The organism is Nostoc sphaeroides, from assembly GCF_003443655.1.
Lineage (GTDB): Bacteria > Cyanobacteriota > Cyanobacteriia > Cyanobacteriales > Nostocaceae > Nostoc > Nostoc sphaeroides.
In genome coordinates this window covers 223,256-238,998 of sequence record NZ_CP031941.1, presented here as the reverse complement: position 1 = coordinate 238,998, position 15,743 = coordinate 223,256, and the positions used below count along the sequence as shown (strand labels likewise).

Sequence of the window (15,743 nt, the reverse complement as noted above, 5' to 3'; positions counted from 1 at the left end):
AAGAAGAAAATAATTTAGGCTAAATGATGTTAAGGATTGTTATTACCAAGATATTTGGCTTTTAGCTCTTCTAATTCTTCATCTATTTTATTTTTACTAGTAGTCCCAGATGTAGGGTTTGGTGGTTGTATTTTATTTGGTTGAGGTTTGTTACTACCCAAAAACTGGGTTTTCATTTGTTCTAATTCTAGATCAACTTGACTAGGAGATGGCGATACAAAAGCAGGTGGAGAATTGGGTGGCGATTGAGGGATAGGTTTTGCTGCAATCGCTGGCGTGGCTGCTACTTGCGACTGTTGATTTAAGTCTTTGAAAACTTCATCTACTGTTTGATAACGCCGAATTGGAATACTTTCTAACATCTTGTTGAGAATGCGAATCAACTGATTACTAACAGGAGTTTTCAAGTATTGCTGCCAAACCCAAGTATCGTTGTTGGTATTGTATGAATCGAAGGGCGATCGCTTAGTTAATAAATTAATACAAGTCGCACCCAAACTGTAAATATCACTGGCAAATACAGCCCTACCTCTCATTTGTTCAGGGGCAACATATTCTGGACTACCAATACTTGTACCAGTTTGATTTAAGGCGGCGCCAGTGGCAGATTTAGCAGCACCAAAATCTACTAATACTAGTTTGCTATCACCGCTACGTAAAATAATATTTTCTGGCTTAATATCGCGGTGAATTACGTGTCTAGCATGACAAAATTGCAATACTGACAATAAATCATTTAATAGTTGCCGGATTTGGATTTCATTGAAAGCACCTCTATGTGCTAATTCCTGGGCTAAGTTTTGCCCGTCGATAAATTCTTGTACAAGATACTGCCGGTCTTCTTGGGTAAAATATGCCAGTAGTTCGGGAATTTGAGGATGTTTGCCCAATTCATCTAACTGCACAGCTTCTTGGTTAAATAACTCTACGGCTTTGGCAAGAGTGTTAGTGCCTTGGGCTTGGGGATAAAATTGCTTAATTACGCAGCGTGGTTTTGAGGGTTTATCTTCATCCACAGCTAAGAAGGTTTTGCCAAAACCACCTTGTCCAATTGGTTTGATAGCACGGTAACGTTCTTTGAGGAGTAACTTGGAACCACAAGTCCGGCAAAACTTGACATCATGAGGATTTTCCGGCTTGGGACAATGGGGATTAAGGCAGTAGCTCATATAGGCGATCGCTCTTATATCTCTTTATTTTACTGGCGTTGAGGGTGGAGACTTCCGCGAATTCGTTATATGAGCGATGTCTACGACGGGCTATTCGGCGTCGCACTACTAACTAATACAGCGCGGCGGAAATCAAGCTACCATTTTAAAACTTGCAAAAGCCTTGATATATAAAACTTTTGACTTTTAACAAGTGGTAGGGGTTTAAGTCAAGAGCTTCTATCAAGCAGCGCGTGAAAGTGTCGGGGTCTAAATCCCCGTCACAAAACGTAATTGCGAATTGCGAACTTGTGCCGAGCGAAGTCGAGGTATTGCGAATTGCGAATTGTTTTAACTTCCCTAAAGGGGCTGACTTCCGCCTTGCGGTACTACCCGATACCTTCTATAACTGGATGGAAGTAGAAGGCGAACCCCAACACTGTATAGGCAGCTAATAATAAAGTACCTTCTAACCAATTGGACTTACCATCAGAACTGATACTGTTTGCAATCAAGACTGACGCAACCACAGCTACTAATTCAAAGGGTTGGAAATCCAAATCCATTGGTTTACCTAATACCCGCCCTGCTATCACCAACACGGGAGCAACAAATAAGGCAATCTGCATACTTGATCCCACTGCTACCGAAAGGGAAAGATCCATCTTATTTTTCATCGCCACGGTGACTGCTGTGGCGTGTTCAGCCGCGTTACCAACGATAGGAACCAAAATTACCCCTGTAAACAGCGCCGTCAAACCTAGCTGAGATGTGGCCACTTCCAGAGAATCTACTAGCATTTCTGACTCAAGTGCCACTAGTAAGGTACATACTAGCAAGACACCAACCCACAACATCATATTTGGTTTCGCGTGAGGGGTTTCCTCTTCTTCTGTCTCCGCTACACCCACATCATAAAGATAGGAGTGGGTTTTCATTGAAAATAGCAGTGTTAGAGCATAAACCAGAATTAATACTACAGCAACAGCAATAGAAAAATTTTGCAGTGTTTCTTCGTTAATTCCTTGAGACGTGTAATTCATCGCCGTTGGCATCAAAATGGCAATCACGGCTAAATTCATCGAATCAGCATTCACCCGCGCCACAATTGGCTGAAATGTCTGTTCTTTGTAGCGTAATCCCCCCAAAAGCATGGAAAAACCCATCACCAGTAGTAAGTTGCTAATAATCGATCCCGTGATACTGGCTTTCACTACATCTATTAACCCAGCGTTCAGCGCCACTAGGGCGATGATTAATTCCGTAGCATTGCCAAAGGTGGCGTTTAACAAGCCCCCTAACGATGGCCCCACTACAACAGCAATTTCTTCTGTGGCTGTACCCATCCAAGCTGCTAAGGGCAGAATTGCTAATCCAGCTGTAATGAAAACTGTCAATTCTCCCCATTCCAGAAAGTGGGCTGCTAGGGAAACTGGGATAAATAGTAATAAAACCAGAAGAATAATGTTTTTAGTTGACATTTATTGTCTTGAGTTGAGGGTATTTTACGGAGTTATGAGTTAGGAGTTATGAGTTATGAGTTATGAGTTAGGAGTTATGAGTTAGGAGTAAAACTTCTAATCACTCTTCACTTCTTAATCCTCACTCTTCACTCTTCACTTCTAAATCCTCACTCCCATAGGATACTCTCAACCGTCTGTAGACCAATTCAGAGATTTTACTGTTTTCCGTTCACGGCTGCGGATGTTGTGTAAAATAAGATTGCGATATAATAAGTTTTCGTAATATTTTGTAGCAAAAGTATGAATTTGAGCCAGAAGATTACATCAAAAATGGGGTTTAATATATTAAAAGACAATTAAAATTTTGATTGACGCCCAAGAAAAGAAAACCCCTAACTGAGGCTTTGTTCAATGGCTAATTACTTTAAGCCTTCAGGGAAAGGGCTGTGCGATAACGCAGATTTCCCACTACAATGAAACCGCCTTGTCGAAAATTTAATTGGTATTCTATAGTTGTTATTTATACCGGATTTTGTGTTCAAACTATTGTAGTAAGGTTTACGCACAATGTTTTCGGTGCAACTGCAAGTTTTTTGTTTTGGATAAATATACATGACTTCTGCTGCCCAAATGCCAGCTAGCTCTGGCTCAACGTTAACATTACATTCAGATCCTAATAACACTAAAGAAACCGATCCCCTGAGCAAGGCTAATGGTGTTTATGTGACGGTGCATGGTCATTTTTATCAGCCACCAAGGGAAAACCCTTATCTGGACGCAATTGAACGCCAACCGAGCGCTGCACCTTTCCATGACTGGAATGAGCGGATTCACTGGGAATGCTATCGTCCAAATGCCTTTGCCAGAGTCTTAAATGACCAAGGCGAAGTGGTGGGGATCGTCAACAATTATGAGTATTTCAGTTTTAATATCGGGCCAACGCTGATGTCGTGGCTAGAACGCTACGATGTGGAGGTTTATCAGCGTATTTTAGAGGCGGATGCTAAGAGTAGCGATCGCTTGCATGGTCACGGCAATGCGATCGCGCAAGTATACAATCACATCATCATGCCTCTGGCGAATGAACGCGACAAATATACCCAAATTCGCTGGGGTAAAGAAGACTTCCGCTCCCGCTTTGGTCGTGATCCCGAAGGGATGTGGCTAGCAGAAACTGCTGTAGACTACGCAACCTTAGAAGCTCTAGTTGCTGAGGGTATTCGCTTCATTGTCCTTGCACCGTCTCAAGCATTGCGTTGCCGTCCCCTCCCCACTCAAGATCATCCCCATTCTGAATGGATCGAAGTCGGCGGTAGTCAGATTGATTCTACCCGTCCCTACCGTTGTTATTTGAAGCCCACACTAAACACTTCATCTTCACCTCTGAGTGCGATCAAAGAAGGGAGTAGGGAATTGGGAGTAGGGAATGGGGATAGTAACCACTCCCCACTCCCCACTACTTCGGCTTCGCTCAGTACAAGTCCCCACTCCCCCCCTTATATTGATATCTTCTTCTACGATGGCCCGATATCGCGGGATATGGGTTTTAGTGATGTCGTTTATAATTCTAGTCACTTTGCCGGACGTATCGGTTCGGCGGTGCGTGGGGATCATCGTCTGGCACAGTTGATTTCTGTGGCGACAGATGGTGAAACCTTCGGACACCACAAAAAGGGAACTGAGAAAACTTTAGCCTACGCCTTTACTAAAGAGTTTCCTCAACAGGGTTGGACGGTAACGAACTTCGCCCATTACCTCAGCTTAAATTCTCCTGGTTGGGAAGTGGAATTAAAGTCAGTCACAGCCTGGAGTTGCGCCCACGGTGTCGGCAGATGGGAGGATGACTGTGGTTGCGGTGGGGAAGGTGGTGTTTGGCATCAGAAATGGCGTCGTCCCTTGCGAGATTCCCTAAATTGGCTGCGGGATCAGCTAACTGAGGTGTATGCAGAACATGGTAAGCAGTTATTCCGTGATCCCTGGCTAGCACGAGATGAATATATCCAAGTATTGCGCGATCGCTCTGCTACCAATGTCAACCGTTTTCTCGCCCGTCATCAAACCCACAAACTAACCGCAGCCGAACAAGTAGACGCTTTGCGCCTATTAGAAATGCAGCGTCACGCTTTGTTGATGTTCACTAGTTGCGGTTGGTTTTTTGAAGAAATTTCCCGTCCAGAGGGGACACAAATTCTGCGCTACGCCGCCCGTGCTTTGGAATTGGCAGGGGATGTGGCTGGTGTGCAGTTGGAAAAAGGCTTCGTCAAACGTCTTGGTTTAGCCCCCAGTAATGTGGATCAGTTCAAACACGGTGGGGAAATTTATCGACAACTGGTGTTAACTGCCCAACTTGGCTTTAAGCAAGTAGCAGCCCATTACGCCATTACTTCCCTATTTACCAATCAGAAACCAGCAGAGGCGCACAATTCGTTACCGAGAAAAGATGCTGCTGATAAACAGCCTCAGCGTTACCACAAAAAGGTTTATTGCTACGCTGCTAATGAGTTAGATTACCAAATGCAACGGATGGGATCGCTAACTCTAGCTGTAGGAAATTTAAAGCTGGTATCAGAGATTACTTGGGAAAGTGAGCATTTGGTATTTGCGGTTCTGCATTTGGGAGGCTGGGATTTCCACTGCGGCATTCAGCAATTTACCGGGCGGCGTGACTACAGCCAATTAAAAGAAAAACTGTTTGGGGCGCTAAAACAAGCTAGCGCGGCTCATACCATCTTGGCGATGACACAGCTATTTGGCGAAGAGGCTTTCAGCTTACAGAATCTATTTGCTGAAGAACGCCACCGGATTATGCGGCTGCTGAGTGAGGAAACACTGACACGTTTAGGACAGTTGTATACCCAAGCGTACCGTGATAATTATGGTGTGCTGATGGCGTTTCATCGAGATGAAATCGCAGTACCGCAAGAGTTGCAGGTTGCAGCAGATATTGCTTTAGGGCATCGCTGTCTGATGACATTACGATCGCTAGAGCAAGATATCGCTGATCCCCAAAAGAGTTGGAGTCACATCTTAGAATTAGAGGCGATCGCTACTGAAGCAAAACATCTGCGTTGTCGGCTGAATATTCCCGACGGTAAGCAGATGTTAGAACAGTTAATTGCGCGATCGCTTTGGCAATTGTTGCACGATGCCAATGGTAGTTTTAATGCAGATATCCAACTATTAGAACGATTGATTGATGTCGGGGATCAACTAAATATTGATGTTTCCCTACAGCGATCGCAGGAACTATACTTTAGTTGTCTGCAAAGTCAGATAGCGCCGGTGTGTATAACTAGCCTTGATAATGAAGCAGATAATCACTGTCTTCAGTTGCTCAAGTTGGGCAAAAAGTTAGCCGTTGATGTCAGCATGATCTCAAGTCAGTTGGGATAGATGTAGCGGCGCACAGCCGTGTATTAGTGTCAACTTCAGCTATAATAACCAGTTTTTAGTGGGGACTTCAGTCCCCCAAGCCAGGACTAAAGTCCTTACTACGAACGAAAATTTTTTATTCAGCTTGATTAACCAGACATGATATTACTTAACGTGGGAGCGATCGCAATGGTAGGGATAAAGCCACTCACATTTGAAGAGTCCGTGGGTATGTTTCTCAAAAAAGGTTCCTGCATGGCGTCCAGGTGATATATCGATCCCAGCTTTCGTTTTAATCTCATATAACCAGGGAAAGGCTACTATTAAAACAGCTATGACAGGGAAGAGGTAGAAAATTGTAGTTCTAATATTGAGAAATCTTAGGGAATTGCTATTGTGATTTTGTGGCATAGATAATCAGAAACTAATAGCCCATCCGATCCTAACCTAAAGCTCAAAATATCGCCGGAAGCGGGGATCAATGTTGTCTGTTTTCTGCTGGTTGCAGTTAAGACACAGGGTTTGTAAATTGCTGATATCATTTTGACCGCCACGGGCGAGGGGAATGATATGGTCAATGCTGAGGTTAGTTTCTATAGTAGTTTTACCGCAGCTTTGACATTGGTATTTGTCACGTTGAAAAACGTATTTTTTTACTTCCGGCGGGATACGAATCCGGGGAGTTTTGCTCATTTTATCTCTAGTTGCGAAGAAATTCTTCCAAGCTTGGTACATCTACCCAACTCGCTTTTGCATGAGATTCATGGGATAAATCCATCAACAACTGAGAATAAATTCCTTCTCGCAGCGATGGTATAATTTCCTGATTGTGGTTAATTCCTTGTACCCATTGGTCTACTACGCGGATAAATGCCGAAATGCGCCCATCAGCATAATTGTTCGGAAAAATTAATCGATTTGGTATTTCTATTTCTGTCAAAGGTTTACCTAGCTGGGAAGCCCAAACACGAAAACCATGTATATAATCTTTTTGATTTTCACTGCCCACAATTAATGTACCGCGATCGCCATATACTTCTACCCAATGAGTTCTTGGTGCATGAACCACCGCACTGATAGAAAGTTGGCAAGGTGTACCATCTGCTAATTCCAGTGTTAATATACAGTTGTCATCTGTATTCACTGGCTTAGATTCCCCACTAACAGGGTCAACTCGTGTAGGAATAGCAGTGGTTAAATGGGCGTTTAATCTACGGACTGGCCCGAATAACCAGTGAATGTAATCGAAGGCGTGGGAACCCAAAGATCCCAATGCACCGCCTCCTTTCTCCTGGTCAGAATACCAATTCCAAGGGCGTGAAGTATCAGCACGAGAAGAACCCAACCAATCGATTTTAATTAGGCGCAACTTTCCCACATAATCTTCTGACAATAATTCAGCAAACAACTGCCATCCTGGTACAAAGCGAAATTCAAAATCTACAGTCGCAATAACACCTTTTTCTTTAGCTAACTGATAAAGTTCTTTAGCCTCAACTGCATTTAAAGTTGTCGGTTTTTCTAATAATAAATGTTTCCCAGCTTGCAAGACGGTTTTTGCCATTTCATAGTGCAAAAAAGGCGGCGTCGAGATGCTGACTGCTTGCACTTCTGGCAATGCCACAATATCTGTAAGTGAGTCGGAGGCGTGGGCGATATTATGGGATTCTGCTATGGCTTTAGCTTTATTTATATCTCGATGATAAACAGCAACTACCTCAGTTTGAGGATGTGCTTGGAATCCAGGGATGTGGACTTTTTGACCAAATCCAGTGCCTGCGATCGCAATCCCAATCATATCATCATTTACTCCCATCCTTATACAATTTCCTATTTATTTAATAATATCATTTCATCTAACATATCTAATATATCCGAGTCTTTACTTGTATCAAACTTTCTAGCGAATAATTTTTCTGATTGCCTGATTTTTTCAATATCCTGTTTCTCTAAAATTCTTGGATGATAGGCATTAACGTCACCCCAGTCTATATATCTCATGTGATCGTTAACTACCTTATCTTTAAAAGGTGAATTTAAAATAAGTATTTGGTAAAATAGCTCATCTGCCAGTAAAGTGTAATTAAAACGATTAACAAACTTAGGGTTTTGTTTGACAAAATCATTTATATACTTTACACATTCTCCGGTTAAGCACCAAAATGCAGAACCTCCATAAAGAGCAAACCCTTTACTAAATTTGCGTTTTTTAGGTAAAAGCAAAATCAAAAATGAATAAAAAAAAGATGCAATAGGAGATTTAAATTCCTGTTTTTCAGGAATACAAAAATAATCATTTTTCCAACGAATGTGCCAATATTCTATTCTTCTCAAGCCACCACCTCTCCATTTACTACAAGGTAGCGGGAAATATTCGATAAATTCTCTGCCTTGATTATTTTGGAGAAATTTACGTATTTCTGTATTGGACTTTATCAAATAATCTTGACCAGATAAGTGAATAACATAATCAAAGTAAGTACCTGTTTCGATTATTAATTTTATTCCTTCAAGAGTAGCTCTAACAGCATCAAAACTTCCCCATCCTGAATTATATCTCTTGATAAAAAACACATTCTTAAAGTCATTAAATTGAGTCCATATATGATCATATATTTTACTATCTGCTTTTTGATCTATATGGATAAAAAATGAAACATCATCTCTATTCAATTTAGAAAGAAGACGCCCCAATTGTTGGGGATAATTATGCGCTAAGATTATATATGCTATTTTCATAAAACTTATCTTAGAATCTAAATAAATTTGTTTGTTCCCCTTTATTTTATAATATTTAAAGTAACATTCTGAAACGTTGAAGAAGGCAGAATGCAAAGGGCTTTTACATTTTACCTCAGATGGGGATTCAGACCCAGGTGAATATAAAACTTACGCACAAAATATCCGTTCTATGTTGTAAACTTAATAACACTAATGAATTTTCAATATGCGAGTTCAAATAGCTGTAGTTGCGTTGCTTGCCGCCGTAGGCATCGCAGTAATGTTAGTGGGTGGGAAAAATCCTTACGCCATTGCAGACTCGCAATCTTCTACTCAGGATGGGTCTAGTGGTATTATTACCCCGTTAGCTACGATCCATATAGGAGAGTATGCGAAATATGGTGATTATATTAGTTTTTACTTTGCGTTCCTCTGCGTTAACCTCCGCCGTTCCTCTGCGTTTAAATCTTCTCTTTCCAATCCCTATTAGAGATTGAAACTGGGTAAAACAAAAATAGCAAGAGAGTGTCAATTGCTCAGTCTTAGGAACGATTTTGAGGGAACAGGTAGGCGATCGCAGCATAACCCGAAGCACTGAGTAAACTAATCAAAAAAGCAGCCAAAATAAAAGTAGACATAATACTCAAAATCTCGGCATTCACAAAAAACAAAGACTTTGGATACTTTTAAATTAGCAATTGGGTATGACACAGCAGTGACTACATTGTGTCAATCCTTTATCTCAAGCTAAAGGCAGAAAAAACCGAAACGTACTGCCAACTCCCAACTCGCTTTCTACCTGAATCTGACCGCCTTGTAGTTCAACTAAACGACGGGAAATAGTTAAGCCAATACCAGTACCTCCCGAATGGCGATCGCGCGACTGATCGGCTCGCCAGAAGCGCTCAAACACATGGGGGAAATTTTCTGGAGCGATACCAATACCTGTATCTATAACGGCAATCGAGAGTTGAGAAGCTTCAATCGCAACACGAATAGTAATTGAACCTTCATTCGTGTAACGCACTGCATTACCCAGCAAATTAACCAACACCTGTTCTGTGCGGTCAATATCTGCTAATACAGGAGGCAGTACAGATGGACATTGCAATACCAGAACAGGCCCATCCTCCAACAGCTGGTCGGTGAATTTCTCCACTAACGACTCTAACAACGGACGCAGATTTACCAGTTGGATATTAATTGGCAAATAACCAGCTTCTGCCTTAGACAGTTCTTGTAAATCGTTCACCAATCGCTCTAAGCGCCTAGTTTCTCTAGCTAAACGCCGATAAATTTCAGGAGACGCTTCAATTTCCCCATCAGCCAGTTCCTCCAAGTAACCACGCACCACTGTTAACGGTGTTCGTAACTCATGGGTCATGTCTCCAATCACTTCTCGCCGCCGCGCTTCTACCCCTTCTAAACTGGCTGCCATCCGGTTGAAACTAGCACCCAGTCCATTAAGTTCTGGAATATCAGACATCGGTAGTCGTGCATCCATCTGACCAGCAGCAAATTTTTGGGTAATTTGTTCCATCTCGGTCAACCGCCGCATAATCCGTCTGGACACCCAGTAACTCAAACCTCCGGCGGCGGTGGTGCCAACTAACACTGACCAAATAGTGCTTCGTTGCCAAGCAAGTTCAAATCCTGTAACCAATTTAGTACGAACATTGATTAAGTTGAACCCCTGATTTTCTAATCGTTCCAAATGCAAGACAAACAAGCGAGGGGAAGAGATTTTGCTGATGCTAACCAGACTAGCTACCCCCACGAGCATTACTACTAAGTGGGAGAGAAATAGGCGCTCTCTCAGCCCCATTTTCATAAGATTTACCCTACCAGAGAATCTTCAAATTTATAGCCCACCCCAACAACAGTTTTAATAAAAGTAGGATTTGCCGAATCAGGCTCAATCTTTTTTCGCAACCGAGCTACATGAGTATCCACCACTCGTTCATCGCCAAAAAAGTTATCTCCCCAAAGTTTATCAATTAGTTGAGTGCGGTTCCAAACTCGACCAGGATTGCTGACAAAGGTAGTTAGCAAGTTAAATTCTAGGGTAGTTAAGTCCAAAATCTCAACCTCTTTGGAATCCATCTGACGACTGGCAGTGCGCTGGTCTACATCGACAATAAAATGTTGGGTACGATTGACTTGATGTTGTCCCCCTTGGCGGAGGCTACGCCGCAATAGTGCCCGCACCCTAGCTACCAACTCTCTAGGGCTAAAGGGTTTTACCATGTAATCGTCAGCACCAGTAGACAGACCAATGACGCGATCGATTTCCTCACCCTTAGCCGTAAGCATTAAAATATAAGGATCTTTTGCACCTGGTTTCTGGCGAATTCTCGCACAAACTTCTAACCCATCCAAACCAGGAATCATTAAATCTAGAATGATTAAATCAGGTGGTTGCTCCTGAAACATTCGCAAAGCATTCATGCCATCACGGCTAGTGCGACAAAAAAATCCTTCTTTTTCTAAAGAGAGTTCGATTAAATGAGCAATTTCTGGTTCATCTTCAACGATTAAAATATCCATTTCAATTAGGGACGAGCAAAATACGCAAATAGAACTGGGGACTAGTGGTCTGTCCCATTAATTTTGCTGGGTTATAGAGACGCGAAATTGTACTTCGTCCCGCTACGCTAACGCGTCTTTACAGGGTTTTGGTAACAAACTAATCAATCAGAATTAATGAGACAGACCACTAGTATGCTGTGGGGGAAGTTTACCTACCTTTAACAAGAGTTTTAAAGGTTTGAATTTGACGGCGTGCGATAACTATAGCCAACATTAGAATCTTTTTGAATGTGTGCTTTAATACTATCGAGGTCAATGAAGCAGTCAGCAACATCAATCAAACTTTCACTAGTGGTATTTTGTAGACTCACCACTTCCACCCGAACCCCCATTCTGCTGACGGCGTTCACAGCGTATGCTAGATCCCCATCGCCACTGACTAAAACCGCAGTATCATAATAAGGGGCTAAAGTTATCATGTCTACAGCAATTTCTACGTTCAGATTTGATTTTTTAAAATTTTCTGCTGCCAGAACTAGCTCTTTGGCCACTACACGATAGCCATTACGACGCATCCACAATAGAAAACCCTGTTGCTTTTCATTGCTGATATCAACCCCAGTATAGAAGAAAGCACGCAACAGTCTTGAACCATTGGTTAAATGATAAAGCAATTTAACGTAGTCAATTTCTATACCGAGTTGTAAAGCTGTATGAAATAGGCTTAAGCCATCAATAAAAATAGCAACTCGACCACGATTCAAGTTATTTAAAATAGAACTATCAGGTGCTGTATCTTCCGTCTTAGTATCTTTACCTTTGACAGAAGTATCGCTCAAATTTTGCCCTTGCCAATGTGGTTTAGCTTTGAGTATTTTAGGTTCCTTAAATTCATTTCTTTGTTTGCTAAAATTAGTTATAATCATTGATACCTCTGATTTTAAAGCTGGAAAGAGTTTTGGGTAAATTGTTTATACTATAGTCTAGTCTGTGCTGATTTATAACCCTAGCAGGTAATGGTCTTAAGTCACTACATGCAGATAAACTTAACTGACGCTAAACAGAATCGAAACTACACAGCCCAAGGGTTTTTCACTGTTGTCAGGGTTGGTTTGAGGACATATTGCTGTCTGCCCACAGATTATGTTAATCTTTACCGACCAAGACAGCAAGAGTTTGGAGAAATGACACTCTCAGGTCTAAAGACACGCTCGATTCTTGATTCAACCAAGTCACTTGCTTAGGCAGGATTGCTCCAGCAAAAGTAGAGGTGTCTTCTGCACAACGGCAAAAGAGCGTTTAGCGCAAAGCTTCCGATATACCCTAGAATCGGCGATCGTCATCTATCTATATTTTATTTTACCTCTGTATTTTCATAACTTTACAGCTAGTAGGGCTTGGACAAAAAATACCTAAAAAAGAGCCTCAAGCCTGTATAAAGATAGACTTTGACATCGTTTTGCTTGGTTAATTGATATATCTGGGTTTGGGGAATTTTTGAGGATTTGGTGTATTGACCTTACCCTGCATGGGCTTGAGGCTTGTTTCTCCCTCAAAAATGTTTAAGTCCATATATAGCGGTTCCCATTCAGATGCGGTACAACATTATATATCGAGGTGTAAGGGCGGCACTGCCGTGCTCCTACGGGTGTACCTCACGTAAACGAGTTTCAAGGTAGCGATGCCTGCGGCGGTAAACTACGCATTATCTCACCTCTTTTCCCCGAATTAAATTTAACCGCCGAACAGATTTTTCAAGCTGGTGGATACCCTGTATAACTCTTACACTATTAGAAAAGAGCAATTTCCGTTACAGACGAAATTTGTTGTCGCAAACTCTTTAGTAAATCAAGAGTTTTTTCGTAGGCAACTTTTTTTCCTTGGTTTTCAAAGTACTTAGATGCTTTTTGCATATCAGCGATCGCTCCTAAATGATATCCTAAGCGATATTGAGCTATTCCCCGATTAACATAAGCTTGGGCATTGCTGGGGTTAAGTCTGATAACTTGAGAAAAATCACGCACTGCACCAAAGTTATCTCCATTTCTGCCGCAAGCACAAGCCCGGTTAAAGTACGCTCTATAATCGTTAGCATTGAGACGAATTGCTAGATTAAAGTCGAGCATGGCTGCTTGGATATCTTGCAAGGCAAAATGCGCTAAACCTCTGTCATTGTAGATATCTGCAAGTAATAAGCTGCTGATTCTCTTAATTTGAGTTAAAGCTAAATTAAAGTCAAGAATTGCCTCAGAATCTTTCCCATCACCAGCACGGGCTAGCCCTCGATTGTAGTAAGCTCGAAAATCGGATGGTTTAAGTGCGATCGCTCGATTAAGATCGACAATGGCAGCAGGATAATCCCCTTGTCTGTAGTGTGCTACTCCCCGGTTCAGATAAGCCTCAGAGTTATCCGGTGCAAAATTTATGGCTTGAGTACAATCTGTGACAGCTTGATGGTAATCTTGTAATTGGAGATCAGCTAGACAGCGATCGCTATAAGCTACAGCAAAATCTTTCTCAACGTCAATTGCCTGGTTAAAATTCTCTATTGCTTCCTGGTAATTACCCCGCCGCATCTTATCTATACCCAATTCCAAGAAGTTACTTGCTGTAATTTGGGTAATTAAAATGGGTGCTGAATGTGCCGGTAAAGTCAGAAAAGTAAGCGGTAAAGCAATAACTACACTGAGAAATAATCGCCACAAATAACTCATAATACCAAATGAGGATAGGGAGTATTGTTTGATATTCTTGGAACAGTCTTTTTGTAAAAACCTTAATCCAAAATTCAAAATCTAAAATCCAAAATTGGTAAAAGCATCCTATTTGACAATTTCGGCAACACTAAAATTAGCGGGACAAAAAGCCCCGCAAATTGTTAATTACTGAAGTGATAAGCTGATGTGCGCCTAAATTGTATAAACACTCTTTACGGTCGTTAACTGTTAACTGTTGACAGGTTTTCGGTTATCAGTCATCAGTCATCGGTCATCAGCCTTCATGTAAATGTTCAAGTTAAATGCGTAACAGCTTATTTTAGTCTACTTCCAGTCCTTATCTGCTTGTGAAAGCACATAAGCAGCTACATCTTCAATTTTGTCAGCCTTCAAACGGTTGCCGAAGGCGGGCATAGCACCTTTACCTTTTGTAACCTGAGCAATAATCTTGTCTGCTGAGTACAAACCATACTTTTCCAAATCCGCTTTCTTCAGGCTTTTGGCAGCATTAACCAGATTTTTCCCTCCCGCATGACAAGAGGCACAATTAGCACTAAATACTTTAGCTCCACTAACAGCATCTGCTGCCAAAGCTGGACTACTGAAGGCAAAAGTAAAGATTGCTATGCCTAACAGCATCACTGTAATAATTTTTTTCATTTCGTGTTCTCTCTCTCCAATAATAGCTTATTCGCTGCGATATCCTCCATAATTGTCAGTTGAGGTGCTGCTATAGTCAAATGACAAGCTGTCAAACTTCGCTATCAAGTTTTTTGATGCTGCACTAAACCCTCTTAACTTCTTCTTTCTTTGTGTCCTTTGCGTTCTTTGTGGTTCGTTTTTCTTTTTTGTATTTAAGTATGGTTTAAATTATCCAAATAAACGAACCACAGAGACACAGAGAACACAGAAGAATAAGGAAAAGAGAGTTTTTTCCCCAGTTTTTTGAGTATTTTTTATTTGGAAGTCCCTTAAAAATAAGGACTAAAGTCCTTACTACGAACTTGCTTACTGCTATTATTAGGAATTACGTTAGCAAGGTAAGAGCGTCATTCTCAATTTATCAATTGTGAATTCTTTTAACAGCCCCTAACTCAGTAAGCGCATCTCCTGTAACACGACAAATTCGCCAATCATCTAATATAGATGCTCCCATACTACGGTAGAATTCTTGGGCTGATTCGTTCCAATCCAACACACTCCACTCTAAGCGCCCACAATCACGTTCTACAGCTATCTGAGCTAATTTAGTCAGGAGAGCCTTACCAATACCTTGCCTACGATATTCTGGTAAAACAAATAAGTCTTCCAGATAAATTCCTGGCTTAGTCAGAAATGTTGAATAATTATGAAAAAATAGGGCAAAACCAACAGCTTGACCCGCAGATTCTGCTAAAATCGCTTCTATATATTTGTGCGCTCCAAATAAATGCTCTTTAAGTTCGAGAGCATTGCCAGTGACAGCGTGAGATAATTTTTCATACTCAGCCAGCCCCTGAATTAATTTAAACAGTACGCTGTAATCAGTTGGTTCAGCAAAACGCACAATCAAATTGCTATGCAAAGTCATTAGTCTATAGTCTATAGTTGATAGTCCATAGTCTATAGGCAACTGTGCAAGTTTTTTTGACTAATGATTAAAAAAAAGCTGAAAAAAGGTACAAAACGCCCTGTTTATGCAATTTACAAGATAGTACTTGGCCTTCATTCATGAGGCATGTGGATTTAATAAAGAGCAACTTTTGTAAGGTGTGTTAAGCGCATTTGTCCTAACGCACCTAAAATCTAGTAGG

The 15,743-nt window shown here is 41.4% G+C and carries 12 protein-coding genes and 1 pseudogene; 2 read left to right on the top strand and 11 right to left on the bottom strand.

Features of this window, described 5'->3' with window-relative positions:
- Window positions 1-29: 29 nt before the first annotated feature.
- Window positions 30-1,169 (bottom strand): serine/threonine-protein kinase, encoded by a 1,140-nt coding sequence (locus D1367_RS01180; RefSeq protein ID WP_118161943.1) that lies wholly within the window; start codon window positions 1,167-1,169, stop codon window positions 30-32.
- Window positions 1,170-1,537: 368 nt separating this feature from the next.
- A complete protein-coding gene (gene cax / locus D1367_RS01175; protein WP_118161941.1) occupies window positions 1,538-2,629 on the bottom strand; it encodes a calcium/proton exchanger in 1,092 nt (363 codons plus the stop codon).
- A gap of 594 nt (window positions 2,630-3,223) precedes the next feature.
- On the opposite strand from cax, the gene D1367_RS01170 reads away from it, so the two are divergent.
- The gene (locus D1367_RS01170) at window positions 3,224-6,004 is read left to right on the top strand and encodes a DUF3536 domain-containing protein (RefSeq protein ID WP_118161938.1); all 2,781 of its coding nucleotides are present in this window, start codon (window positions 3,224-3,226) and stop codon (window positions 6,002-6,004) included.
- 426 nt (window positions 6,005-6,430) lie between these two features.
- Here D1367_RS01170 and D1367_RS01160 read toward each other — a convergent pair whose 3' ends face one another.
- The 6 genes from D1367_RS01160 to D1367_RS01130 form a co-directional block, all read right to left on the bottom strand.
- Window positions 6,431-6,676: an HNH endonuclease gene (locus D1367_RS01160; protein ID WP_118161934.1), complete on the bottom strand. Its 246-nt coding sequence runs from the start codon at window positions 6,674-6,676 to the stop codon at window positions 6,431-6,433.
- Window positions 6,677-6,683: 7 nt separating this feature from the next.
- Complete coding sequence (locus D1367_RS01155) at window positions 6,684-7,781, bottom strand: Gfo/Idh/MocA family protein (protein ID WP_181985183.1); 1,098 nt, start codon at window positions 7,779-7,781, stop codon at window positions 6,684-6,686.
- Window positions 7,782-7,813: 32 nt separating this feature from the next.
- On the bottom strand, window positions 7,814-8,722 hold the full coding sequence (locus D1367_RS01150) for a beta-1,6-N-acetylglucosaminyltransferase (RefSeq protein ID WP_118161929.1): 909 nt from the start codon (window positions 8,720-8,722) through the stop codon (window positions 7,814-7,816).
- Between the two features lie 724 nt (window positions 8,723-9,446).
- Window positions 9,447-10,535: a sensor histidine kinase gene (locus D1367_RS01140; protein WP_118161927.1), complete on the bottom strand. Its 1,089-nt coding sequence runs from the start codon at window positions 10,533-10,535 to the stop codon at window positions 9,447-9,449.
- A gap of 5 nt (window positions 10,536-10,540) precedes the next feature.
- Window positions 10,541-11,251: a response regulator transcription factor gene (locus D1367_RS01135; RefSeq protein WP_118161924.1), complete on the bottom strand. Its 711-nt coding sequence runs from the start codon at window positions 11,249-11,251 to the stop codon at window positions 10,541-10,543.
- 212 nt (window positions 11,252-11,463) lie between these two features.
- Window positions 11,464-12,159: a LabA-like NYN domain-containing protein gene (locus D1367_RS01130; RefSeq protein WP_118161922.1), complete on the bottom strand. Its 696-nt coding sequence runs from the start codon at window positions 12,157-12,159 to the stop codon at window positions 11,464-11,466.
- Window positions 12,160-12,880: 721 nt separating this feature from the next.
- Between D1367_RS01130 and D1367_RS31980 the strand changes: the two are divergent.
- Window positions 12,881-13,012: pseudogene (locus D1367_RS31980) on the top strand (Uma2 family endonuclease); the annotation flags it as partial.
- Between the two features lie 11 nt (window positions 13,013-13,023).
- Here the strand turns inward: D1367_RS31980 and D1367_RS01120 are convergent.
- The 3 genes from D1367_RS01120 to D1367_RS01110 all read right to left on the bottom strand — a co-directional run bounded on the left by D1367_RS01120 (window position 13,024) and on the right by D1367_RS01110 (window position 15,520).
- Window positions 13,024-13,947 (bottom strand): tetratricopeptide repeat protein, encoded by a 924-nt coding sequence (locus D1367_RS01120; protein ID WP_118161919.1) that lies wholly within the window; start codon window positions 13,945-13,947, stop codon window positions 13,024-13,026.
- 327 nt (window positions 13,948-14,274) lie between these two features.
- Complete coding sequence (gene petJ / locus D1367_RS01115) at window positions 14,275-14,610, bottom strand: cytochrome c6 PetJ (RefSeq protein WP_118161917.1); 336 nt, start codon at window positions 14,608-14,610, stop codon at window positions 14,275-14,277.
- A 403-nt stretch (window positions 14,611-15,013) separates the two neighbouring features.
- On the bottom strand, window positions 15,014-15,520 hold the full coding sequence (locus D1367_RS01110; RefSeq protein WP_118161915.1) for a GNAT family N-acetyltransferase: 507 nt from the start codon (window positions 15,518-15,520) through the stop codon (window positions 15,014-15,016).
- Window positions 15,521-15,743 lie beyond the last annotated feature (223 nt).